Here is a 19,221-nt window from a genome sequence, read left to right as displayed (position 1 = left end):
AGCGTAGGAGCGAGCGCAGCTCGCGATGCGCCGCGCGGGCGGCGCTCGATCGTATAGGCGCAGACCCTGATACGGCGAACACGAAACAGCCGCGAATGGGCACCATCAGGCCACCATCCAGCCCTCTTCCACCATCGATAACGGCTCCCCGTCGCCAATGATGATGTGGTCCAGCACCCGCACGTCGATCAGTGCCAAACCCCGCTTGAGCGACAGGGTCAGGTGCACGTCATCCTGGCTCGGCTCGCTGATGCCGGAAGGGTGGTTGTGGCACAGGATCAATGCCGCCGCATTGTGCAGCAAAGCCCTTCGAACCACTTCGCGCGGGTAGACACTGGCGCGGTCTATGGTGCCTCTGAACAGGATCTCGAACGCCAGCGGGCGGTGTTTGGTGTCCAGAAAGAGGCAGCCAAACACTTCACTGGCTTCATGCCGCAGCATGGCCTTGAGATAACGCCGTACCGCCACTGGCCCCTCTAGCGCCGAAGCGCGCTCGATGCTCTCATCCAGGTGCCGTCGACCAATCTCCAGAAGCGCCTGCAGCTGCGCATACTTCACGGCCCCGATACCCGGCTCGCGCAGTACGGTTTCGCGATCGGCCTCCAGAAACTGCCTCAGCCCGCCAAAACGCACCAACAGCCCCCGCGCAAGGTCCAGGACATTGCGCCCGGCAACGCCAGAACCCAGCAGCACGGCAAGTAATTCGGCATCCGTCAGCACCGCAGCCCCACGCTGCAGCAACTTCTCCCGCGGCCTTTCTTCAGTCGGCCACTCCCTGATATTCATCCCCCGCCCCCTGCCCTTGCTGCGGGCCATTTCGGCCCTGTGTTAATCTATTTCGCTTCGTACATGCGACGTTCTGCCGCACGCAGTTCCTGTCGCCGCCCGCTTTCACCGGAAAAAGGCAAGCCTATGCAGCGGCTGTATCGCAAGCGCATCGTTCTCGGCGTCGGTGGTGGCATCGCCGCCTACAAAAGCGCCGAACTGATTCGCCGACTTCTTGAGCACGGCGCCCAGGTGCGCGTCGTCATGACCCGCGGTGGTGCCGAATTCATCACCCCGCTGACCCTGCAGGCGTTGTCTGGCCACCCCGTGCACATGGACCTGCTGGACCCGGCCGCCGAAGCCGCCATGGGCCACATCGAACTGGCCAAATGGGCCGACCTGGTGCTGATCGCGCCGGCCACTGCCGACCTGATGGCGCGCCTGGCCCAAGGCATGGCCGACGACCTGCTGACCACCCTGGTACTGGCCACCGATGCCACCGTTGCCGTTGCCCCGGCCATGAACCAGGCGATGTGGCGCGACCCGGCCACCCAGGCCAACCTCGAGCTGCTGAAGAGCCGGGGCATTCAGGTGTTCGGCCCCGCATCGGGCAGCCAGGCCTGTGGCGACGTCGGCCTGGGCCGCATGCTCGAAGCCACCGACCTGGCCTGGTGCGCGGCCGAAAGCTTCAAGCGCCAGGCACTGACCGGCAAGCACGTGCTGATCACGGCGGGCCCCACCCAGGAAAACATCGACCCGGTGCGCTATATCACCAATCATAGCTCCGGCAAGATGGGCTTTGCCCTGGCCGAGGCGGCTGCAGAAGCCGGGGCCAGGGTCACCCTCGTGAACGGCCCGGTGCACCTGCCCACCCCTGACCGTGTCAGCCGTATCGACGTGGTGAGCGCGCGGGACATGCTCGCAGCCTGTGAAGCCGCCATGCCGTGCGACCTGTTCATCGCGTCCGCGGCGGTTGCAGACTACCGGCCAGAGGTGGTTGCCCCGCAAAAACTCAAGAAAGACCCTACGACCGGCGACGGCATGCTGCTGCAGATGGTGCGCAATCCCGATATCCTTGCCACCATCGCCGGCCGTGCCGACCGCCCGTTCAGCGTCGGCTTCGCTGCCGAAACCGAGCACCTGCTCGACTACGCCACGCGCAAGCTCAAGGACAAGAACCTCGACCTGATCGTCGCCAATGATGTGGCCAACCCCAGCATCGGCTTCAACAGCGAAGAAAACGCCTTGACCGTGATCGACCGGCAACAGCACCAGACCCTTTTCGCGCAGACCAGCAAGGGCAAGATCGCCCGGCAACTGGTCGCCTTCATCGCCGAACGGCTCAACCAGGTTCAGTAAGTTACATGCACGCACTTCAAGCCAAGATTCTCGACCCACGCCTGGGCAGCGAATTCCCGCTGCCCAGCTACGCCACCCCAGGCTCCGCCGGCCTCGACCTGCGCGCCCTGCTTGCGCAGGACACCGTGCTCGAACCAGGCCAGACCGTGCTCATCCCCACCGGCCTGTCGATTTACATCAGCGACCCTGGGCTCGCGGCGCTGGTACTGCCTCGCTCGGGCCTGGGCCACAAGCACGGCATCGTGCTGGGCAACCTGGTGGGGCTGATCGACTCGGATTACCAAGGCGAGCTGATGGTGTCCTGCTGGAACCGTGGCACTACCCCGTTCACCATCGCGGTCGGCGAGCGTATCGCCCAGTTGGTGCTGGTGCCGGTGGTACAGGCGCGTTTCGACATCGTCGAGGCGTTCGACGAAAGCCAGCGGGGCGCTGGCGGCTTTGGTCACTCTGGCAGCCACTGAGCCAGCAGCTGACCGTTATGGCCAAGGATGGCGAACTCTCTGGCGAAACCTTCGTCCAAGCGTTCTATTTGCGCCAGCCCACAGCGTTTCTGACTGATGGAGTACCCAGCGATGAACGACATGGCCGATTTGGTCCCCGCCACCTTGCCCCAGAGCATCTTCCGCGCCTACGACATCCGCGGCGTGGTCGGCAAGACGTTGCATGCCGAAACCGCCTACTGGATTGGCCGCGCCATCGGCGCCCAGAGCCTGGCAGAGGGCGAGCCGCAAGTGTGCGTAGGCCGCGACGGGCGCTTGTCTGGCCCAGTGCTGGTGGAGCAATTGATCAAGGGCCTTGTGGATGCCGGCTGCCAGGTCAGCGATATCGGCCTGGTGCCCACCCCCGCCCTGTACTACGCAACCAATGTACTGGCCGGCCGCTCGGGCGTGATGCTCACCGGTAGCCACAACCCCTCGGACTACAACGGCTTCAAAATCGTCATTGCCGGCGACACGCTGGCCAACGAGCAGATCCAGGCACTGCTCACTCGCCTGCAAACCCACGACCTGAGCTTTGCCACCGGCCGCCTGGAGCAGGTGGACATCCTGCCCCGTTATGCCCGGCAGATCCTCGACGACGTCAAGCTGGCCAGAAGGCTTAAGGTAGTAGTGGACTGCGGCAACGGCGCGGCTGGCGTCATTGCGCCACAGCTGATCGAAGCCTTGGGCTGCGATGTGATCCCGCTGTTCTGCGAGGTGGATGGCAACTTCCCCAATCACCACCCCGACCCTGGCAAACCCGAGAACCTGCAGGACCTGATTGCCAAAGTCAGGCAGACCGGGGCCGATATTGGCCTGGCATTCGACGGTGACGGCGACCGCGTAGGCGTTGTCACCAATACCGGTAGCATCGTCTACCCCGACCGCCTGTTGATGCTGTTCGCCCAGGACGTGCTGGCCCGCAACCCGGGCGCCGAGATCATCTTCGACGTCAAATGCACCCGTCGCCTGACGCCCCTGATCGAACAGCAGGGTGGCCGCGCCTTAATGTGGAAGACCGGCCACTCGTTGATCAAGAAGAAGATGAAACAGACCGGCGCGTTACTGGCCGGCGAGATGAGTGGTCATATCTTCATCAAGGAGCGCTGGTACGGTTTTGACGATGGCATCTACAGCGCCGCACGCCTGCTGGAAATTCTCAGCAAGGCCGAGCAAAGCGCCGAGGACCTGTTCGCCGCCTTCCCAAACGATATTTCCACGCCGGAAATCAACATTGATATGACCGACGAGGGTAAATTCAGCATCATTGATGCACTGCAACGCGACGCCGACTGGGGCGAAGCCAGCCTGACCACCATCGATGGGGTGCGGGTGGACTACCCCAGGGGCTGGGGCCTGGTCCGCGCCTCCAACACCACGCCGGTGCTGGTGCTGCGTTTCGAGGCCGACAGCGAAGCCGAACTGCAACGTATCAAGGATGTTTTCCGCACTCAGTTGCTGCGGGTTGAGCCTGCGTTGCAACTGCCGTTCTGACCGACTATCTGTCCTTCACAGGAGCCCTGCATGACCCTCGATCGCGATGCCGCTTCCCATGTAGCCGAGGTTTTGTCCGAAGCACTGCCTTACATCCGCCGCTTCGTCGGCAAGACCCTGGTGATCAAGTACGGCGGCAACGCGATGGAAAGCGAGGAGCTCAAGACCGGCTTCGCGCGCGACATCGTGCTGATGAAGGCTGTGGGCATCAACCCGGTAGTGGTGCACGGTGGCGGCCCGCAAATTGGTGACCTGCTCAAGCGTCTGTCGATCGAGAGCCACTTCATCGACGGCATGCGCGTGACCGACTCGGCGACCATGGACGTGGTGGAGATGGTGCTGGGCGGCCAGGTCAACAAGGACATCGTCAACCTCATCAACCGTCACGGCGGCAGCGCCATCGGCCTCACCGGCAAGGACGCAGAGCTCATCCGTGCGCGCAAGCTCACCGTCAGCCGCCAGACCCCTGAGATGACCACCCCGGAAATCATCGACATCGGCCATGTGGGTGAAGTGGTCAGCGTCAATACCGACCTGCTGAACATGCTGGTGAGGGGCGACTTCATCCCGGTTATCGCGCCGATTGGCGTGGGTAGCAACGGTGAGTCGTACAACATCAACGCCGACCTGGTGGCTGGCAAGGTGGCGGAGGCGCTGAAGGCCGAGAAGCTGATGCTATTGACCAACATCGCCGGCCTGATGGACAAGCAGGGCCAGGTACTGACGGGCCTCACCACCGAGCAGGTCAATGAACTGATCGCCGACGGGACCATTTACGGCGGCATGCTGCCGAAAATCAAATGTGCCCTCGATGCCGTGCAGGGCGGCGTGAACAGCTCGCACATCATCGATGGCCGCGTGCCGAATGCCGTGCTGCTGGAGATCTTCACCGACAGCGGCGTGGGCACCCTGATTACCAACCACAAGGCGCGCTCGTAACGGGCGACAGGGCCTGAACTGGCGACACAAAAAAGGCGACCTCATACCGAGGTCGCCTTTTTAGTTGCCGGGCGCCGGGTCAGATCCCGTATTGCGCCCGATAGGCTTCGACCGCCGGCAGATGCTGCTTGAGCTGCGGATCATCGGCCAGGAACTCCAGCACCTGGGTCAGCGACACGATGCTGACCACCGGGATACCGAAGTCGCGCTCGACTTCCTGGATCGCCGAGAGCTCACCGTTGCCGCGCTCTTCGCGGTTGAGCGCGATCAGCACGCCTGCGGCCTTGGCCTGCTGGGCGTTGATGATCTGCATGACTTCGCGAATGGCGGTACCGGCGGTGATCACGTCGTCGATGATGAGGACGTCACCGGCCAGCGGTGCCCCTACCAGGCTGCCGCCCTCGCCATGGTCCTTGGCCTCTTTACGGTTGAAGCACCAGGGCACGTCCAGCTGGTGCTGCTCGGCCAGGGCCACGGCGGTGGCTGCCGCCAACGGGATGCCTTTGTAGGCGGGGCCGAACAGGACGTCGAAGGGGATCTTGCTGTCGACGATGGCCGCTGCATAGCAACGCCCCAGCTGAGCCAGGGCGGAACCGCTGCTGAACAGGCCGGCATTGAAGAAATACGGGCTGGTACGCCCCGACTTAAGGGTGAACTCACCGAAACGCAGTACACCGCGATCGATGGCAAAACGGATGAAGTCGCGCTGATACGGCTGCATGAAAAGTCCCGGACACCACGGATTTAGCTAAATGGGTTGAGCTCGGGTATCATACACGCACGAGATTTTTGGGGCCATTTATGCGGATCATCAGTGTGAACGTTAATGGCATTCAGGCTGCGGCCGAGCGTGGTTTGCTCAGCTGGCTACAAGCCCAGAATGCCGACGTCATCTGCCTTCAGGATACCCGCGCCTCGGCCTTTGAACTCGACGACCCAGCTTTCCAGCTCGATGGCTATTTCCTTTATGCCTGCGATGCGGAGGTGCCTGCCCAAGGTGGCGTGGCGCTCTACTCGCGCATGCAGCCCAAGGCAGTCATCACCGGCCTGGGCTTCGAGACAGCCGACCGCTACGGGCGTTATCTGCAAGCAGATTTCGACAAAGTCAGTATTGCCAGCCTGCTTTTGCCTTCGGGCATGAACGGGGACGAAGACTTGAACCAGAAATTCAAGTTGATGGACGACTTCGCCAAGTATTTGGACAAGCAGCGCCGCAAGCGCCGCGAGTACATCTACTGTGGCTCGTTCTATGTGGCGCAGCAGAAGCTCGACATCAAGAACTGGCGCGACAGCCAGCAGTCACCGGGCTTTCTGGCGCCGGAACGCGCCTGGATGGATGCGATCACGGGCGAGATGGGTTATGTAGACGCCCTGCGCGAAGTCAGCCGCGAAGGCGACCAGTACAGCTGGTGGCCAGACAACGAACAGGCCGAGATGCTCAACCTGGGCTATCGCTTCGACTACCAGATCCTTACCCCAGGCCTGCGTCGCTTCGTGCGTAACGCCCGCCTGCCGCGTCAGCCGCGCTTCTCACAGCACGCGCCGCTGATCGTCGATTATGACTGGACGCTGACTATCTGACGGCTGATAGCGGGGTGGCTTCATCGCGAGCTGCGCTCGCTCCTACGGGCCTGTGTAGGAGCGGCGCCTGGTTCAAGCGTCAGTCAGCCAAAGCCGCCTGCTGCAGGGCAAAGATCTCATCCATACCCTTCTGCGCCAACGCCAGCATGGCGTTGAAGTCTGCAGGCTGGAACGGCGCACCCTCAGCGGTACCCTGCACTTCAATGAAACCACCTGCGCTGGTCATGACCACGTTCAAATCGGTTTCGGCCGCCGAGTCCTCCAGGTAGTCCAGGTCAAGCACAGCCTCACCCTGATACATGCCCACCGACACCGCGGCGATCATGTGCTTGAGCGGGTTGCCGGCCTTCAGGCCGCCGCGCTTCTTGATCACGGCCAGGGCATCGCACAGGGCAACCATCGCACCGGTGATTGAAGCGGTGCGGGTACCACCGTCGGCCTGAATGACGTCGCAATCGATGTACAACGTGATGTCACCGAGCTTGCTCATGTCCAGCGCAGCGCGCAGCGAGCGGCCGATCAGGCGCTGGATTTCCAGGGTGCGGCCACCCTGCTTGCCACGGCTGGCTTCGCGCTGGTTACGCTCACCGGTAGCGCGCGGCAGCATGCCGTATTCGGCGGTCAGCCAACCTTGGCCCTGGCCTTTGAGGAAGCGCGGCACGCCGTTTTCCACGCTGACCGTGCAGATGACCTTGGTGTCACCGAACTCGACCAGTACCGACCCTTCGGCGTGCTTGGTGTAGTTGCGGGTAATGCGGATCGAGCGGAGCTGATCGGCGGCGCGACCACTTGGACGTTTCATCTGGGATACCTGTACTGGGGCTTAGAATCTGACAGGCATTATAGAGCCCGTGGCCTGCGCACGACATGCCTATCGTCGCGCCTGGCACTGCCCGTCGCCTTTTCCGAGCGCTCTGGCGGCCGCTCTTTAACATGGCCGGATTGGGCGGCGAGGCCCCATTGCGCTACAATCCTGCGCCTTGCAGCCTGCGGGCTTCCAACGTTATCCATCTATGCGAGGTACTCCCATGGTGCACAGCATGACCGCCTTTGCGCGCGTCGAGCGCGCCGGCAGCCAAGGCACCCTGGTCTGGGAGCTGCGCTCGGTCAACCACCGCTACCTTGAACCGCACCTGCGCCTGCCAGATGCCCTGCGCGACCTGGAAGGCGGTGTGCGTGAGGGCCTGCGCCAGGGGCTGTCACGGGGCAAGGTGGAGTGCACCTTGCGCCTCAACGAAGACAGCGCCGGCAAACCACTGAAGGTCGACCACCAGCGCGCGGCCCAGTTGGTTGCCGCCGCCGAGCAGGTCGCAGGCCTGATCAAGCAGCCGGCCCCGCTCAACCCGCTTGAGGTGCTGTCGTGGCCAGGCGTGCTGGTGGCCGATACCAGCGACCCCCAGGCCCTCAATGCCGAAGCCATGGCGCTGTTCGATGAAGCCCTGGCCGAACTGAAGGCCGGGCGCCAGCGCGAGGGTGTGGAGCTGGCCAGGCTGATCAACGAACGCCTGGACAGCATGGCCAACGAGGTGACCACCCTGCGCGCACTCGTGCCGCAGATGCTGGCCACCCAGCGTCAGAAGGTGCTCGACCGTTTCAGCGATCTGCAGGCCGAACTGGACCCGCAACGCCTGGAGCAGGAGATGGTACTGCTGGCCCAGAAGAGTGATGTGGCCGAGGAACTCGACCGCCTCAGCACCCACGTGACCGAAGTGCGCCGCGTACTGAAGGGCGGTGGCGCTGCCGGCCGGCGCCTGGATTTCCTGATGCAGGAGCTCAACCGCGAAGCCAACACCCTGGGCTCCAAGGCCTTCGACCCACGCAGCACGCAAGCAGCGGTCAACCTGAAGGTGCTGATCGAACAGATGCGTGAACAAGTACAGAACATCGAGTAAGGCCACCCGACCATGAACCACTGCAGCGGTACCCTCTACATCGTTTCGGCCCCTTCGGGCGCCGGCAAGACCAGCCTGGTCACTGCCCTGACCGCAGAAGACCCGCACATCCGCGTCTCGGTCTCGCACACCACCCGCACCATGCGCCCGGGCGAGGAGCACGGGGTCAATTACCACTTCGTGGCGCACGACGCATTCAGGGCGCTGATCGACCAGGGCGACTTCCTGGAGCATGCCGAAGTGTTCGGCAACTTCTACGGCACGTCCCGCAGCGCCTTGCAACAAACACTCGACCAGGGCTATGACCTGATTCTGGAAATCGACTGGCAAGGCGCCCAGCAGGTGCGCAAGCTCATGCCCAACGCGCTGTCGGTGTTCATCCTGCCGCCCAGCCAGGAGGCCCTGCGCCATCGCCTGGATAACCGTGGGCAGGACAGCGAGCAGATCATCGCCGGGCGCATGAAAGAAGCGGTCAGCGAGATGCAGCACTACGCCGAATACGACTACGTCATCATCAATGACGATTTCGCAACTGCGCTACTGGACCTTAAAGCGGTGTTCCGCGCCAATCGCCTGCTGCTGAAAAACCAGCAACAGCGCCACGGGGCCCTGCTGACCGAGCTGGTTGGCTGAAGCCGGCGTCCACGGGCCGGGGCGCACAGCGCCCCTTGCGCATCATTCCGGGATAGAAAGCGTGGCCTGCTGGCGCAGCGTCGCCCCCAGGAAGTAGGCCGGTGCCCGCAGCCGCGACAACAGCATCAGCACGATGCCCAGCACCGAGATGATGGCGGCGATCACGAACACCAGGCCCAACCCACCGACATGCGAGCCGCTGCCGAAATCCGGTGAAGCGCTGTCGATGGCCGTGCGCACGAAGATCACCGACAGGATTACCCCACCCACCAGCGGGCACAGGCCACGCATGAAGAAGTGGCGCAGGCTGTCGAACAGGCTGCGGCGGAAGTACCAGACGCAGGCAAAGGCGGTCAGCGAGTAGTAGAAGCAGATCATCATGCCCAGCGCGGTGATGGTGTCCGCCAGCACGTTTTCACTGAGGGTGCGCATGGTCACGTAGAACAGACCCGCTGCTACACCCGCACAAATGGTGGCGTACCGCGGGGTTTGGGAGCGGGGGCAGACCTTGGCGAACTTCTGTGGCACCGCACCGTAGTAACCCATGGCCAACAAGGTGCGCGCCGGCGACACAAAGGTCGACTGCAATGACGCCGCGGTGCTGGCCAGCACCGCCACGGACATCAGAATGGCCAGCGGCCCCATCACCGGCCCTGCCAGGTGGGCGAATACGTTTTCCTGAATGCGCGGGTTGTTCAGGCCCAGGCCCTGTTCGCTGATGCCGGCAAACTGCAGGGTGGCAATGGCGGTAAGCAGGTACAAACCCAGAATCAGCAGCACCGTCCAGGTGGCGGCTTTGCCCGGTACTTCTTCACTGCCTACCGACTCTTCGCTGACGGTCAGGCACACATCCCAGCCCCAGAAGATGAAGATCGACAGCGAAAGCCCGGCCGCGAAGGCTGAGAACGATTCGACGCCGAACGGGTTGAACCAGGCGAAATCGAATTCCAGCGGCGGCGGCGCGGTGGTTTCACCGAACGCCGCGAAGGCAAAGCCGACCAGTACCAGCAGCTGCAACGCCACCAGGCCGTACTGCACCGTCATGGTCGTGGCCATGCCGCGGCAGCAGATCCACACTGCCAGCGCGATGAACACGCAACAGGTGACGATGTTGATCAGCAGGTGGTCCGCGAGCGCGGCGAGGTCGTGGTTGCCGGTGATCTGGCCGAGGAACAGGTAGAAGAAGTCCACCGCCACGCCGGCCAGGTTCGACAGCACGATGGTAGTTGCCACCACCAGCCCCCAACCGCCGATCCAACCGATCATGGGGCCGAACGCCCGTGCCGACCAGGTGAACGAGGTGCCACTGTCAGGCTCTGCCGAATTCAGCTCACGATACCCCAGCGCCACCAGCAGCATGGGCAGGAAGCCGACGATGAACACGGCAGGCAAGTGGGCGCCCACCTCGCGCACGGTAGGGCCAAGGGCGCCAGTCAGCGTATAGACGGGCGCAATGGTCGAGATGCCCAGAACCACGCTGGCGAGCAGCCCCAGCCGCCCTTTTGCCAGGCCCTTGCCCTGGGCCTGTTTACCCGCATCGGCTGCCACATCGGGTGGGCGGCCGGCTTCTGTGTAGTTGCTCATGAGTATTAGCCGCCGGTGTTGGAATTGTTTTTCACAGGCCTTTTGCAAAGGCCCGCGCTCACTCGTCGAGAATCTGCGATCGGGGCCGGATCATCCGGGGCCCATGCCTTGGCCTGCAACGGGGGCGCCATTGTAAAGAAGAGGCGCAGGATTAGAAGGCGAACCGTTGAAAAGCCTTGCCTGCAGGAAGCCGTTCATCTCGCGGGAACGGCTGGCGCACGGGGGGACCGACGTCATGGCTGTACATCCTTGGGTTTACTGCGGCGATGTGATGCTACGGATGACGCCTCGAGGGCGGCGATGGTTGCTGCTGTTGTTATTGTCACGTTCCCATCGTGGGGATTGATTGCCGCATCGGGTGCATTGCTTCCCGGGGGCCGTTTCACTATAAAATGGCCAAAACGCAACAGACATTGGCAATTCGGCAAGCAGAGCGTGCACCAATGCAATATCAGATTACCCATGCCGACCTGACCCTGGTGCTCGCACTGGAACGCGGGCGCTCGCTGGCCAAGGCGGCCGAACTGCTGAAGGTAGACGTGTCGACGGTGTTCCGCTCCATCCGCCGGCTGGAATCGGCGCTAGGCACCGCGCTGTTCGTGAAAAGCCGCAAAGGCTACCTGCCAACCGACACTGCCCAGGCACTGGCCGAGCAGGCCGAGCGCGCGGAACAGGCGCTGGATGCCGCACGCATCGCCCTCACCAGTGGCGAGCAGGTGGTCAGCGGGACCGTACGCCTGACGTGCACCGAGGCGGTCATGCACAGCCTGTTGCTGCCCGCACTGGCCGAATTCATGCCCAACTACCCGGCCCTGTCGCTGGAGATGGGCACTTCCAACACATTTGCCAACCTCAGCCGGCGCGACGCCGATATTGCCCTGCGCCTGACCAACACGCCGCCGGAACACCTGGTGGGTCGCAACCTGGGGTCCACCTCCTATGTGATCTGCGGCCAGCCCCATTGGCGCGACGGCCTGGCCGAGTCGACGAACAGTGTGCCGTGGATTGCGCCAGACGATTCCATGCAGGACCACCCAACCGTGGTCTGGCGCAACCAGCACCACCCCGGGCTGAGCCCGCGCTACCAGTGCAGTGGCATGTCGACCATTGCCCAACTGGTAACGGCCGGCCTGGGTGTGGCCGCACTGCCCGACTACATGGTGCACACGTTGCCGGGGGTGGACGCCCTCAGTGGCCCACTGCCAGGTTGCGATACCCAACTGTGGCTGTTGACCAGGCCCGACTGCCGCGCGCTGCGCTCGGTACAGACCCTGTTCGAAGAGCTGACCCCGCGGTTGCGTGACGCGATGCTCTGAGGTTATCGTCAGGCACATGCAGGACGGTGTCTGGCCCGGCCATTTCGCGGCAATAGCCGCGGCCTCAGGCGTTGCCGGAGCAAAACAGCGCTTCCCTATTGGCTGGTGAATTTTTATACTATCGAGTCCGCCTGCCCACTATTGGGCTGCACGCCCACCGCATTTGCTACTGAGGAAGACCATGGCCCGCGTAACTGTTGAAGACTGCCTGGAACACGTGGATAACCGCTTTGAGCTGGTCATGCTCTCGACCAAGCGCGCTCGCCAGTTGGCGACCGGCGGCAAAGAGCCACGCGTTGCGTGGGAAAACGACAAGCCGACCGTTGTTGCCCTGCGTGAAATCGCCGAAGGCATCGTCACCAACGAGTTCATCGCTGCTGAAGAGATCGTCACCGAGGATCCGGTCTTCGCCGCATTCGAGGACGAGTCGAACGAGGCTGTCTGATTGATGCCTGGTCGACGTCGCACGGCGCAAGGCCCTCTCCCTCGGCAGGAGGTGAACCCATGCCGGGTATAGAAGTCTTGGCCGAACGGCTGTCGACCTACCTAGGGCCCGAACAGGTCAACCTGGTTCGCCGCGCCTATTTCTACGCAGAACAGGCCCACGACGGGCAGCGCCGTCGCAGCGGCGAGCCCTACGTCACCCACCCGCTGGCTGTGGCCAGTATCCTTGCCGACATGCACATGGACCATCAGAGCCTGATGGCAGCCATGCTGCACGACGTGATCGAAGACACCGGCATTGCCAAGGAAGCCCTCAGCCAGCAGTTCGGCGAGACGGTGGCCGAACTGGTCGATGGGGTCAGCAAGCTGACCCAGATGAACTTCGAGACCAAGGCAGAAGCCCAGGCTGAAAACTTCCAGAAGATGGCCATGGCCATGGCACGCGATATCCGCGTGATCCTGGTTAAGCTGGCCGACCGCCTGCACAACATGCGCACGCTGGAAGTGCTGTCCGGTGAAAAACGCCGGCGCATCGCCAAGGAAACCCTCGAAATCTATGCCCCCATCGCCAACCGCCTGGGGATGCACACCGTACGCGTAGAGTTCGAAGACCTCGGCTTCAAGGCCATGCACCCGATGCGCTCGTCGCTGATCAACCGTGCCGTGAAGAGCGCGCGGGGCAACCGCAAGGAAATCGTCGCCAAGATCGAGCAATCGCTGGCCCACTGCCTGGCCGCCGACGGTATCCAGGGCGAGGTCAGCGGCCGGCAGAAACACCTCTATGGCATCTACAAGAAGATGCGTGGCAAGCGCCGCGCCTTCAACGAGATCATGGACGTGTATGCCTTCCGCATCGTGGTCGACAAGGTCGACACCTGCTACCGCGTGCTGGGCGCCGTGCACAACCTGTACAAGCCGCTGCCGGGCCGGTTCAAGGACTACATCGCCATCCCCAAGGCCAACGGCTACCAGTCGTTGCACACCACCCTGTTCGGCATGCACGGGGTGCCCATCGAAATCCAGATCCGCACGGCGGAGATGGAAGAGATGGCCAACAACGGCATTGCGGCGCACTGGTTGTACAAGTCCAACGAGGACGAGCAACCCAAGGGCAACCACGCCCGGGCCAGGCAGTGGGTGAAGGGCATCCTCGAGCTGCAGCAACGTGCGGGCAACTCGCTGGAATTCATCGAGAGCGTGAAGATCGACCTGTTCCCGGACGAGGTCTACGTGTTCACGCCCAAAGGCCGCATCATGGAGCTGCCCAAAGGCTCCACCGCGGTGGACTTCGCCTACGCGGTGCACACCGATGTGGGCAACAGCTGTATCGCCTGCCGCATCAACCGGCGCCTGGCACCGCTGTCCGAGCCCTTGCAAAGCGGCTCGACGGTTGAAATCGTCAGCGCCCCCGGTGCACGCCCGAACCCGGCCTGGCTCAACTTCGTGGTCACTGGCAAAGCGCGCACCCATATCCGCCACGCGCTCAAGCAACAGCGCCGTTCGGAGTCCATCAGCCTGGGCGAGCGCTTGCTGAACAAGGTGCTCACCGGCTTCGACAGCAGCCTGGAGCAGATTGCGCAGGAGCGTATCCAGGCCATTCTGGCGGAGTATCGCCTGGAGCTGATCGAGGACCTGCTGGAAGACATCGGCCTTGGCAACCGCATGGCCTACGTGGTCGCGCGCAGGCTGCTGTCCGCCGATGGCGAGCAACTGCCCGCACCCGAAGGCCCGCTGGCCATCCGTGGCACCGAAGGGCTGGTGCTCAGCTACGCCAAATGCTGTACGCCCATCCCTGGCGACCCCATTGTCGGCCACCTGTCGGCGGGCAAAGGCATGGTGGTGCACCTGGAAAACTGCCGGAACATCAGCGAAATCCGCCATAACCCAGAAAAATGTGTGCAGCTTTCCTGGGCCAAGGACATCACCGGCGAATTCAATGTCGAGCTGCGTGTCGAGCTTGAGCACCAGCGCGGCCTGATCGCGCTGCTGGCCAGCAGCGTCAATGCGGCCGATGGCAACATCGAGAAGATCAGCATGGACGAACGCGACGGCCGTATCAGCGTGGTCCAACTGGTGGTCAGCGTGCACGACCGCGTGCACCTGGCGCGTGTGATCAAGAAACTGCGTACCTTGACCGGTGTGGTCCGCATCACCCGCATGCGTACGTAGCCCGCCAACCGCAAGGAGTCATCATGAGCAAGACCGTCATCAACAGCGACAAGGCCCCAGCCGCCATCGGCACCTACTCGCAGGCGATCAAGGCCGGAAACACCGTGTATATGTCGGGGCAGATCCCGCTCGACCCGAAGACCATGGAACTGGTCGAAGGCTTCGAAGCCCAGACCGTGCAGGTGTTCGAAAACCTCAAGGCAGTGGCTGAAGCTGCCGGTGGCTCGTTCAAGGACATCGTCAAGCTGAACATCTTCCTGACCGACCTGAGCCACTTCGCCAAGGTCAACGAGGTGATGGGCCGCTACTTCGAGCAGCCATACCCTGCCCGTGCCGCCATCGGCGTTGCTGCGCTGCCAAAAGGTGCGCAGGTCGAAATGGACGCGATTCTGGTCATCGAATGATGCTTGCGGCGGCAGGCTCTGCCTGTCGCCCTCCTCTTCTGCAAGGTTTTCCGTCATGCGTCTAGCACTGCCTCTCACGCTGGCAGCCCTGCTTCTGGGCGGCTGCGCCAGCCACAAACCTGAAGATTTCAATGGCACCTGGATCAACCAGCAGGCCATCACCGCTGCCGTCAAAGGCAACAACCTGCGCCAGGCCCTGGATGCCAATGGCCCGGTATTCGAGTGGAAGCTCGATGTGGCCCAACAGCGGGCCAGTTACAGCAACGGTTTTGAGGGTGCCGACGGGCAACTCAGCGCCAATGACAAGCAATGGGTAGCCACCTTCGACGGCGGTGCCACCGAGCAGCTGTCCTTGAATGGCGATGAACTGCAAACGGTCGACCCACAGGGCGCCAAGCAGACGTTCGTACGTGCCAAGGCACCTGCTGCGGGCAACGCGCAGCTGGGTAGCAGCTTCGAGCAGGCGCTGTATCAGGCCTATCTGGGCGGCGACTGGAAGATCATCGAAGGCCAGGGCACAGGTGGCACGGTACGCTTCAGCGATACCGGTAGCGTTACCGGGCTGCCCGGCCCGGATCGCTTCGCCCTGTGCCTGGCGGGGGATTGCGCGACCATGGGCGGCAGCAATGACAGCCTGTGGCTTGAGCGCAACCAGCAAGGTGCGCCGTTCATCATCAAGCGCACGGGCAAGCAGCTGGAGATTTCCCAGGCAGTCAACCGCGCGCAGCCGGACGAAATGCCGCAACTGGCGGCCGGCAAGCGGCAGTGGCTGCTGGAGCAGAACTGAGGCCGGGCGCCGCACCGCAAGCTGCTCTTACCGTTCTGCAACCGTACATAACGTGTTGATGTACCAGGGCCGTGTGGGAGCGGCTTCAGCCGCGAACACCGGCGAAGCCGGTGCCATCCACCGCGCTGCTTGTTTCGCGGGTAAACCCGCTCCCACAGGGGGTGATGTGCAGCCCAAAGAGCCGGATTAGTTGCTAACCGAACCCTGCAAAATAGCCGCGTACCCTTCTTTGTAGCTGGGGTATGCCGGCACCCAACCCAGGGCCCGCGCACGGGCATTGCTGCAGCGCTTGCTGCCAGTGCGCCGGACCCGCTGCTCATCGGACCAGTGTGTAACGCCCATGTACTCACGCAGCCAGCCGACCACATCGGCCAGCGGTGCAGGGTCGTCATCCACGCCGAGGTAGCAATCGTCCAGCGCCCGGCCATCGGCATCGGCCTGCAACAGGAACGCCAGCAGGCTGGCAGCGTCCTCGGCGTGGATGCGGTTGCCGTACAACGGCGGCTGCTCGGCAACCCGGTAACCCTGGCGAACCTGGCTGAGCAGCCACTCGCGGCCCGGGCCGTAGATGCCGGTCAGGCGCACCACACTCGCCGGGCACTCACCCGCCAAGGCCAGCTGCTCCGCCTCCAGCATCACCCGCCCCGAATACCCTTCAGGGCTGGTAGGCGACTGCTCATCCACCCATTCCCCGCCCTTCTGCGCAAATACACTGCTGCTGGAGACGAACAACAGCCGACGCGGGCGCTGCCCTCGCTCAGCCAACCAGCCTTGCACATGGCGCAAGCCCTGCACGTAGGCCGCCTGGTAACCGGCTTCGTCATGCTGGCTGGCCGCCACGCAGTACACCAGGTAATCCGGTGCATGGCTTGGCCAGGCAGACGGTATTGCCGGCTCAGCCAGGTCAGCGGCCACAGGTACCACCCCGTGGGGCAGTTGCCCCACAGCGCGACGCAGCCCACTGACATGCCAACCACGCGCCAACATCTGCCGGGCCAGACGGCCGCCGACATCGCCACAACCTACTATCAAGACCGAAAGGTCCGACATCTGAAACCCCCTTAGACCGATAGATCCGCCCAACCGTAGGCGAAAAAAGCAACAAGATTACTTTTGTTAACAAGAATTACTTGCAATAATGGCGACCAAATTGTTCTCGGCCTACCTCGAGGCCTTGAAGAACATCCACCTTTATCTTCATCAGGTCCGGCCAGCATGACACGTAATCAACCTTCCGCTTCGCCAACCCAGTCGCGCGCCTGGCGCGCCATCGCCGCGCTGGCCTTCAGCCTGGTGCTGGCCCCGATGGCCATGGCCGATGAGCCTAACGCCAATGCCGCCGCCGCACCGGCCGCTGCCTCTGCTCCGGCAAACACCGCTGCCGCGCCGGCCGGCGAAGCGGCCCCGGTTAACGCTGCAGATGCCCCGGCTGCCGTCGACCCAAGCGTCGAGGCCCTGGTTGAAGATACTTCGCTGGGCATGGCCCACGACCTGTCCCCATGGGGCATGTACAAAAACGCCGACGTGGTGGTCAAGGCGGTCATGATCGGCCTGGCCATCGCGTCCATCATCACTTGGACCATCTGGATCGCCAAAGGCTTCGAACTGCTGGGTGCCAAGCGTCGCCTGCGTGGCGAGATCGCCCAGTTGAAGAAGTCCGCCAGCCTGAAAGAGGCCAGCGAGGTCTCCAACAAGGAAGGCACCCTGGCCCACACCCTGGTCCACGACGCGCTCGAAGAAATGCGCCTGTCAGCCAACGCCCGCGAGAAAGAAGGTATCAAGGAACGCGTCAGCTTCCGCCTGGAGCGCCTGGTACACGCCAGCGGCCGCAACATGAGCAGCGGCACCGGGGTACTGGCAACCATCGGCTCCACCGCGCCCTTCGTCGGCCTGTTCGGTACGGTCTGGGGCATCATGAACAGCTTCATCGGCATCGCCAAGACTCAGACCACCAACCTGGCAGTAGTAGCACCTGGTATTGCCGAAGCCTTGCTGGCCACGGCCCTGGGCCTGGTAGCGGCGATTCCTGCCGTGGTCATCTACAACGTCTTCGCCCGCTCCATCGCGGGTTACAAGGCACAGGTATCCGACGCCTCCGCCCAGGTACTGCTGCTGGTCAGCCGTGACCTGGACCACCAGGGTGGCGAGCGCGCTGCCCCGCACATGGTGAAAGTGGGGTAAGCCATGGGCCTGCATCTTAACGAAGGTGGCGATGACCTCGCCGAAAACCACGAGATCAACGTCACCCCCTTCATCGACGTGATGCTGGTGCTGTTGATCATCTTCATGGTCGCAGCCCCCCTGGCCACGGTCGACATCAAGGTCGACCTGCCCGCCTCCACGGCGAAGCCGGCGCCAAGGCCCGAGAAACCGGTGTTCGTCAGCGTCAAGGCCGACCAGAAGCTGTATGTCGGCGACGATCAGGTTCCAGCACCCGACCGGCTTGGCCCGATGCTCGACGCCAAGACCAAGGGTGACAAGGAGACCACCATCTTCTTCCAGGCCGACAAGGGCGTGGACTACGGTGACCTGATGGAAGTGATGAACAACATGCGCGCGGCCGGCTACCTGAAAGTCGGTCTGGTAGGTCTCGAGACGGCAGCCAAGAAATGACGAAGACGCGGCACAATCTGGCGCGTTACAGCGGCAGCCTGGCGCTTGTGCTGGGTGTCCATGCCGTCGCTGTGCTGCTCATGCTCAACTGGTCGGTGCCCCAGGCCATCGAGCTGCCACCGGCAGCCATGATGGTCGAGCTGGCGCCGTTGCCCGAGCCTGCGCCACCGCCCCCACCCAAAGCGGTACCCCAGCCACCGGCGCCGGTCGAAGAGCCTCCATTGCCCAAGCTGGCGGAAGCCCCGAAACCCAAGATCGCCATCCCCAAGCCGCCCAAGCCCAAGGCCAAGCCACAACCGCCCAAGCCTGAGAAAAAGCCTGAGCCGCCTAAGGAAGCGCCGCCAACCGAACAGACCGTGGACGCACCGCCCAGCAACACGCCACCGCAGAAATCGGCGGCTCCGGCACCGAGCATTGCGTCCAACAGCAACGCCTTGCCAACCTGGCAAAGCGACCTGCTGCGTCACCTGGCGAAATACAAGCGTTACCCTGAGGATGCACGTCGCCGCGGCCTGCAGGGCATCAACCGCCTGCGTTTTGTAGTGGATGCCGAGGGCAAGGTCGTGTCGTATGCCATGGCCGGTGGCTCGGGCAGTGCTTCGCTGGACCGGGCAACGCTGGAGATGATCCGCCGGGCCGGCACGGTACCCAAGCCACCGCCGGAATTGCTGAACAACGGCACCATCGAAGTCGTGGCACCGTTTGTGTACTCCCTGGACCGCCGCTGATACTTTTGTTTCTGTCACAAATCAGCAAGTCTGA

20 protein-coding genes and 1 pseudogene are annotated in these 19,221 nt (G+C 63.1%); 15 read left to right on the top strand and 6 right to left on the bottom strand.

Annotation, left to right across the window (positions count from 1 at the left end):
• Positions 1–105: 105 nt before the first annotated feature.
• A complete protein-coding gene (gene radC, locus IAE33_RS05180; RefSeq protein ID WP_201162635.1) occupies positions 106–786 on the bottom strand; it encodes a RadC family protein in 681 nt (226 codons plus the stop codon).
• A gap of 126 nt (positions 787–912) precedes the next feature.
• Here radC and coaBC point away from each other — a divergent pair, with 126 nt between their 5' ends.
• The gene (coaBC, locus tag IAE33_RS05175; protein ID WP_201162633.1) at positions 913–2,124 is read left to right on the top strand and encodes a bifunctional phosphopantothenoylcysteine decarboxylase/phosphopantothenate--cysteine ligase CoaBC; all 1,212 of its coding nucleotides are present in this window, start codon (positions 913–915) and stop codon (positions 2,122–2,124) included.
• Between the two features lie 5 nt (positions 2,125–2,129).
• Positions 2,130–2,585, top strand: a complete 456-nt coding sequence (gene dut, locus IAE33_RS05170; RefSeq protein ID WP_028632896.1) for a dUTP diphosphatase — start codon at positions 2,130–2,132, stop codon at positions 2,583–2,585.
• Here dut and IAE33_RS05165 read toward each other — a convergent pair.
• Entirely contained in the window at positions 2,567–2,707 is a 141-nt protein-coding gene (locus IAE33_RS05165) for a hypothetical protein (protein WP_201162631.1), read from the bottom strand. The two genes, dut and IAE33_RS05165, sit on opposite strands and share 19 nt — an antisense overlap.
• 19 nt (positions 2,708–2,726) lie before the next feature.
• Between IAE33_RS05165 and IAE33_RS05160 the strand changes: the two are divergent.
• Both IAE33_RS05160 and argB read left to right on the top strand, forming a co-directional pair.
• Positions 2,727–4,097: pseudogene (locus IAE33_RS05160) on the top strand (phosphomannomutase/phosphoglucomutase); the annotation flags it as partial.
• Between the two features lie 30 nt (positions 4,098–4,127).
• Positions 4,128–5,036: an acetylglutamate kinase gene (argB, locus tag IAE33_RS05155; protein ID WP_028632894.1), complete on the top strand. Its 909-nt coding sequence runs from the start codon at positions 4,128–4,130 to the stop codon at positions 5,034–5,036.
• A gap of 79 nt (positions 5,037–5,115) precedes the next feature.
• Here the strand turns inward: argB and pyrE are convergent, their stop codons facing one another.
• Positions 5,116–5,757: an orotate phosphoribosyltransferase gene (gene pyrE, locus IAE33_RS05150; RefSeq protein WP_028632893.1), complete on the bottom strand. Its 642-nt coding sequence runs from the start codon at positions 5,755–5,757 to the stop codon at positions 5,116–5,118.
• An 80-nt stretch (positions 5,758–5,837) separates the two neighbouring features.
• Between pyrE and IAE33_RS05145 the strand changes: the two genes are divergently transcribed.
• Positions 5,838–6,617, top strand: a complete 780-nt coding sequence (locus IAE33_RS05145) for an exodeoxyribonuclease III (RefSeq protein WP_003253401.1) — start codon at positions 5,838–5,840, stop codon at positions 6,615–6,617.
• 79 nt (positions 6,618–6,696) lie between these two features.
• Here the strand turns inward: IAE33_RS05145 and rph are convergent, their stop codons facing one another.
• Positions 6,697–7,419 (bottom strand): ribonuclease PH, encoded by a 723-nt coding sequence (gene rph / locus IAE33_RS05140; RefSeq protein ID WP_028632892.1) that lies wholly within the window; start codon positions 7,417–7,419, stop codon positions 6,697–6,699.
• Positions 7,420–7,645: 226 nt separating this feature from the next.
• Between rph and IAE33_RS05135 the strand changes: the two genes are divergently transcribed.
• Together IAE33_RS05135 and gmk are read left to right on the top strand one after the other, a co-directional pair.
• On the top strand, positions 7,646–8,509 hold the full coding sequence (locus IAE33_RS05135) for a YicC/YloC family endoribonuclease (RefSeq protein ID WP_028632891.1): 864 nt from the start codon (positions 7,646–7,648) through the stop codon (positions 8,507–8,509).
• A 12-nt stretch (positions 8,510–8,521) separates the two neighbouring features.
• Positions 8,522–9,142 (top strand): guanylate kinase, encoded by a 621-nt coding sequence (gene gmk / locus IAE33_RS05130; protein WP_201162628.1) that lies wholly within the window; start codon positions 8,522–8,524, stop codon positions 9,140–9,142.
• Positions 9,143–9,184: 42 nt separating this feature from the next.
• On the opposite strand, the gene IAE33_RS05125 is transcribed toward gmk, so the two are convergent.
• The gene (locus tag IAE33_RS05125; RefSeq protein WP_201162627.1) at positions 9,185–10,726 is read right to left on the bottom strand and encodes an APC family permease; all 1,542 of its coding nucleotides are present in this window, start codon (positions 10,724–10,726) and stop codon (positions 9,185–9,187) included.
• Between the two features lie 443 nt (positions 10,727–11,169).
• Here IAE33_RS05125 and IAE33_RS05120 point away from each other — a divergent pair, with 443 nt between their 5' ends.
• The 5 genes from IAE33_RS05120 to IAE33_RS05100 all read left to right on the top strand — a co-directional run bounded on the left by IAE33_RS05120 (position 11,170) and on the right by IAE33_RS05100 (position 15,846).
• The gene (locus IAE33_RS05120) at positions 11,170–12,042 is read left to right on the top strand and encodes a LysR family transcriptional regulator (RefSeq protein ID WP_201162625.1); all 873 of its coding nucleotides are present in this window, start codon (positions 11,170–11,172) and stop codon (positions 12,040–12,042) included.
• Positions 12,043–12,223: 181 nt separating this feature from the next.
• Positions 12,224–12,487: a DNA-directed RNA polymerase subunit omega gene (gene rpoZ / locus IAE33_RS05115; RefSeq protein ID WP_012312123.1), complete on the top strand. Its 264-nt coding sequence runs from the start codon at positions 12,224–12,226 to the stop codon at positions 12,485–12,487.
• 59 nt (positions 12,488–12,546) lie between these two features.
• Entirely contained in the window at positions 12,547–14,655 is a 2,109-nt protein-coding gene (gene spoT / locus IAE33_RS05110; RefSeq protein WP_201162623.1) for a bifunctional GTP diphosphokinase/guanosine-3',5'-bis pyrophosphate 3'-pyrophosphohydrolase, read from the top strand.
• Positions 14,656–14,678: 23 nt separating this feature from the next.
• Positions 14,679–15,059: a RidA family protein gene (locus IAE33_RS05105; protein ID WP_009684531.1), complete on the top strand. Its 381-nt coding sequence runs from the start codon at positions 14,679–14,681 to the stop codon at positions 15,057–15,059.
• Between the two features lie 55 nt (positions 15,060–15,114).
• Positions 15,115–15,846, top strand: coding sequence for a hypothetical protein (locus IAE33_RS05100; protein WP_028632886.1), 732 nt, complete (start codon positions 15,115–15,117; stop codon positions 15,844–15,846).
• Positions 15,847–16,032: 186 nt separating this feature from the next.
• On the opposite strand, the gene IAE33_RS05095 is transcribed toward IAE33_RS05100, so the two are convergent.
• Positions 16,033–16,896: an NAD-dependent epimerase/dehydratase family protein gene (locus tag IAE33_RS05095; protein WP_201162621.1), complete on the bottom strand. Its 864-nt coding sequence runs from the start codon at positions 16,894–16,896 to the stop codon at positions 16,033–16,035.
• 165 nt (positions 16,897–17,061) lie between these two features.
• On the opposite strand from IAE33_RS05095, the gene exbB reads away from it, so the two are divergent.
• Genes exbB through IAE33_RS05080 form a run of 3 tightly spaced genes read left to right on the top strand, consistent with a single transcriptional unit; the run spans position 17,062 to position 19,187 of the window.
• Complete coding sequence (exbB, locus tag IAE33_RS05090; RefSeq protein WP_060480912.1) at positions 17,062–18,027, top strand: tonB-system energizer ExbB; 966 nt, start codon at positions 17,062–17,064, stop codon at positions 18,025–18,027.
• A 3-nt stretch (positions 18,028–18,030) separates the two neighbouring features.
• Positions 18,031–18,459 carry a TonB system transport protein ExbD gene (gene exbD, locus IAE33_RS05085; RefSeq protein WP_028632883.1) on the top strand — a complete coding sequence of 143 codons (429 nt, stop codon included), beginning with the start codon at positions 18,031–18,033 and terminating at the stop codon, positions 18,457–18,459.
• Positions 18,456–19,187: an energy transducer TonB gene (locus IAE33_RS05080; protein WP_201162619.1), complete on the top strand. Its 732-nt coding sequence runs from the start codon at positions 18,456–18,458 to the stop codon at positions 19,185–19,187. The genes exbD and IAE33_RS05080 overlap by 4 nt, the downstream gene beginning before the upstream one ends.
• The last annotated feature ends 34 nt before the right edge of the window (positions 19,188–19,221 follow it).

It is taken from the genome of Pseudomonas sp. S60 (assembly GCF_016647865.1).
In the GTDB taxonomy this organism is placed as follows: Bacteria; Pseudomonadota; Gammaproteobacteria; order Pseudomonadales; family Pseudomonadaceae; genus Aquipseudomonas; species Aquipseudomonas parafulva.
The sequence above is the reverse complement of the archived record's forward strand: the minus strand, read 5'-3'. Positions and strand labels throughout refer to the sequence as shown.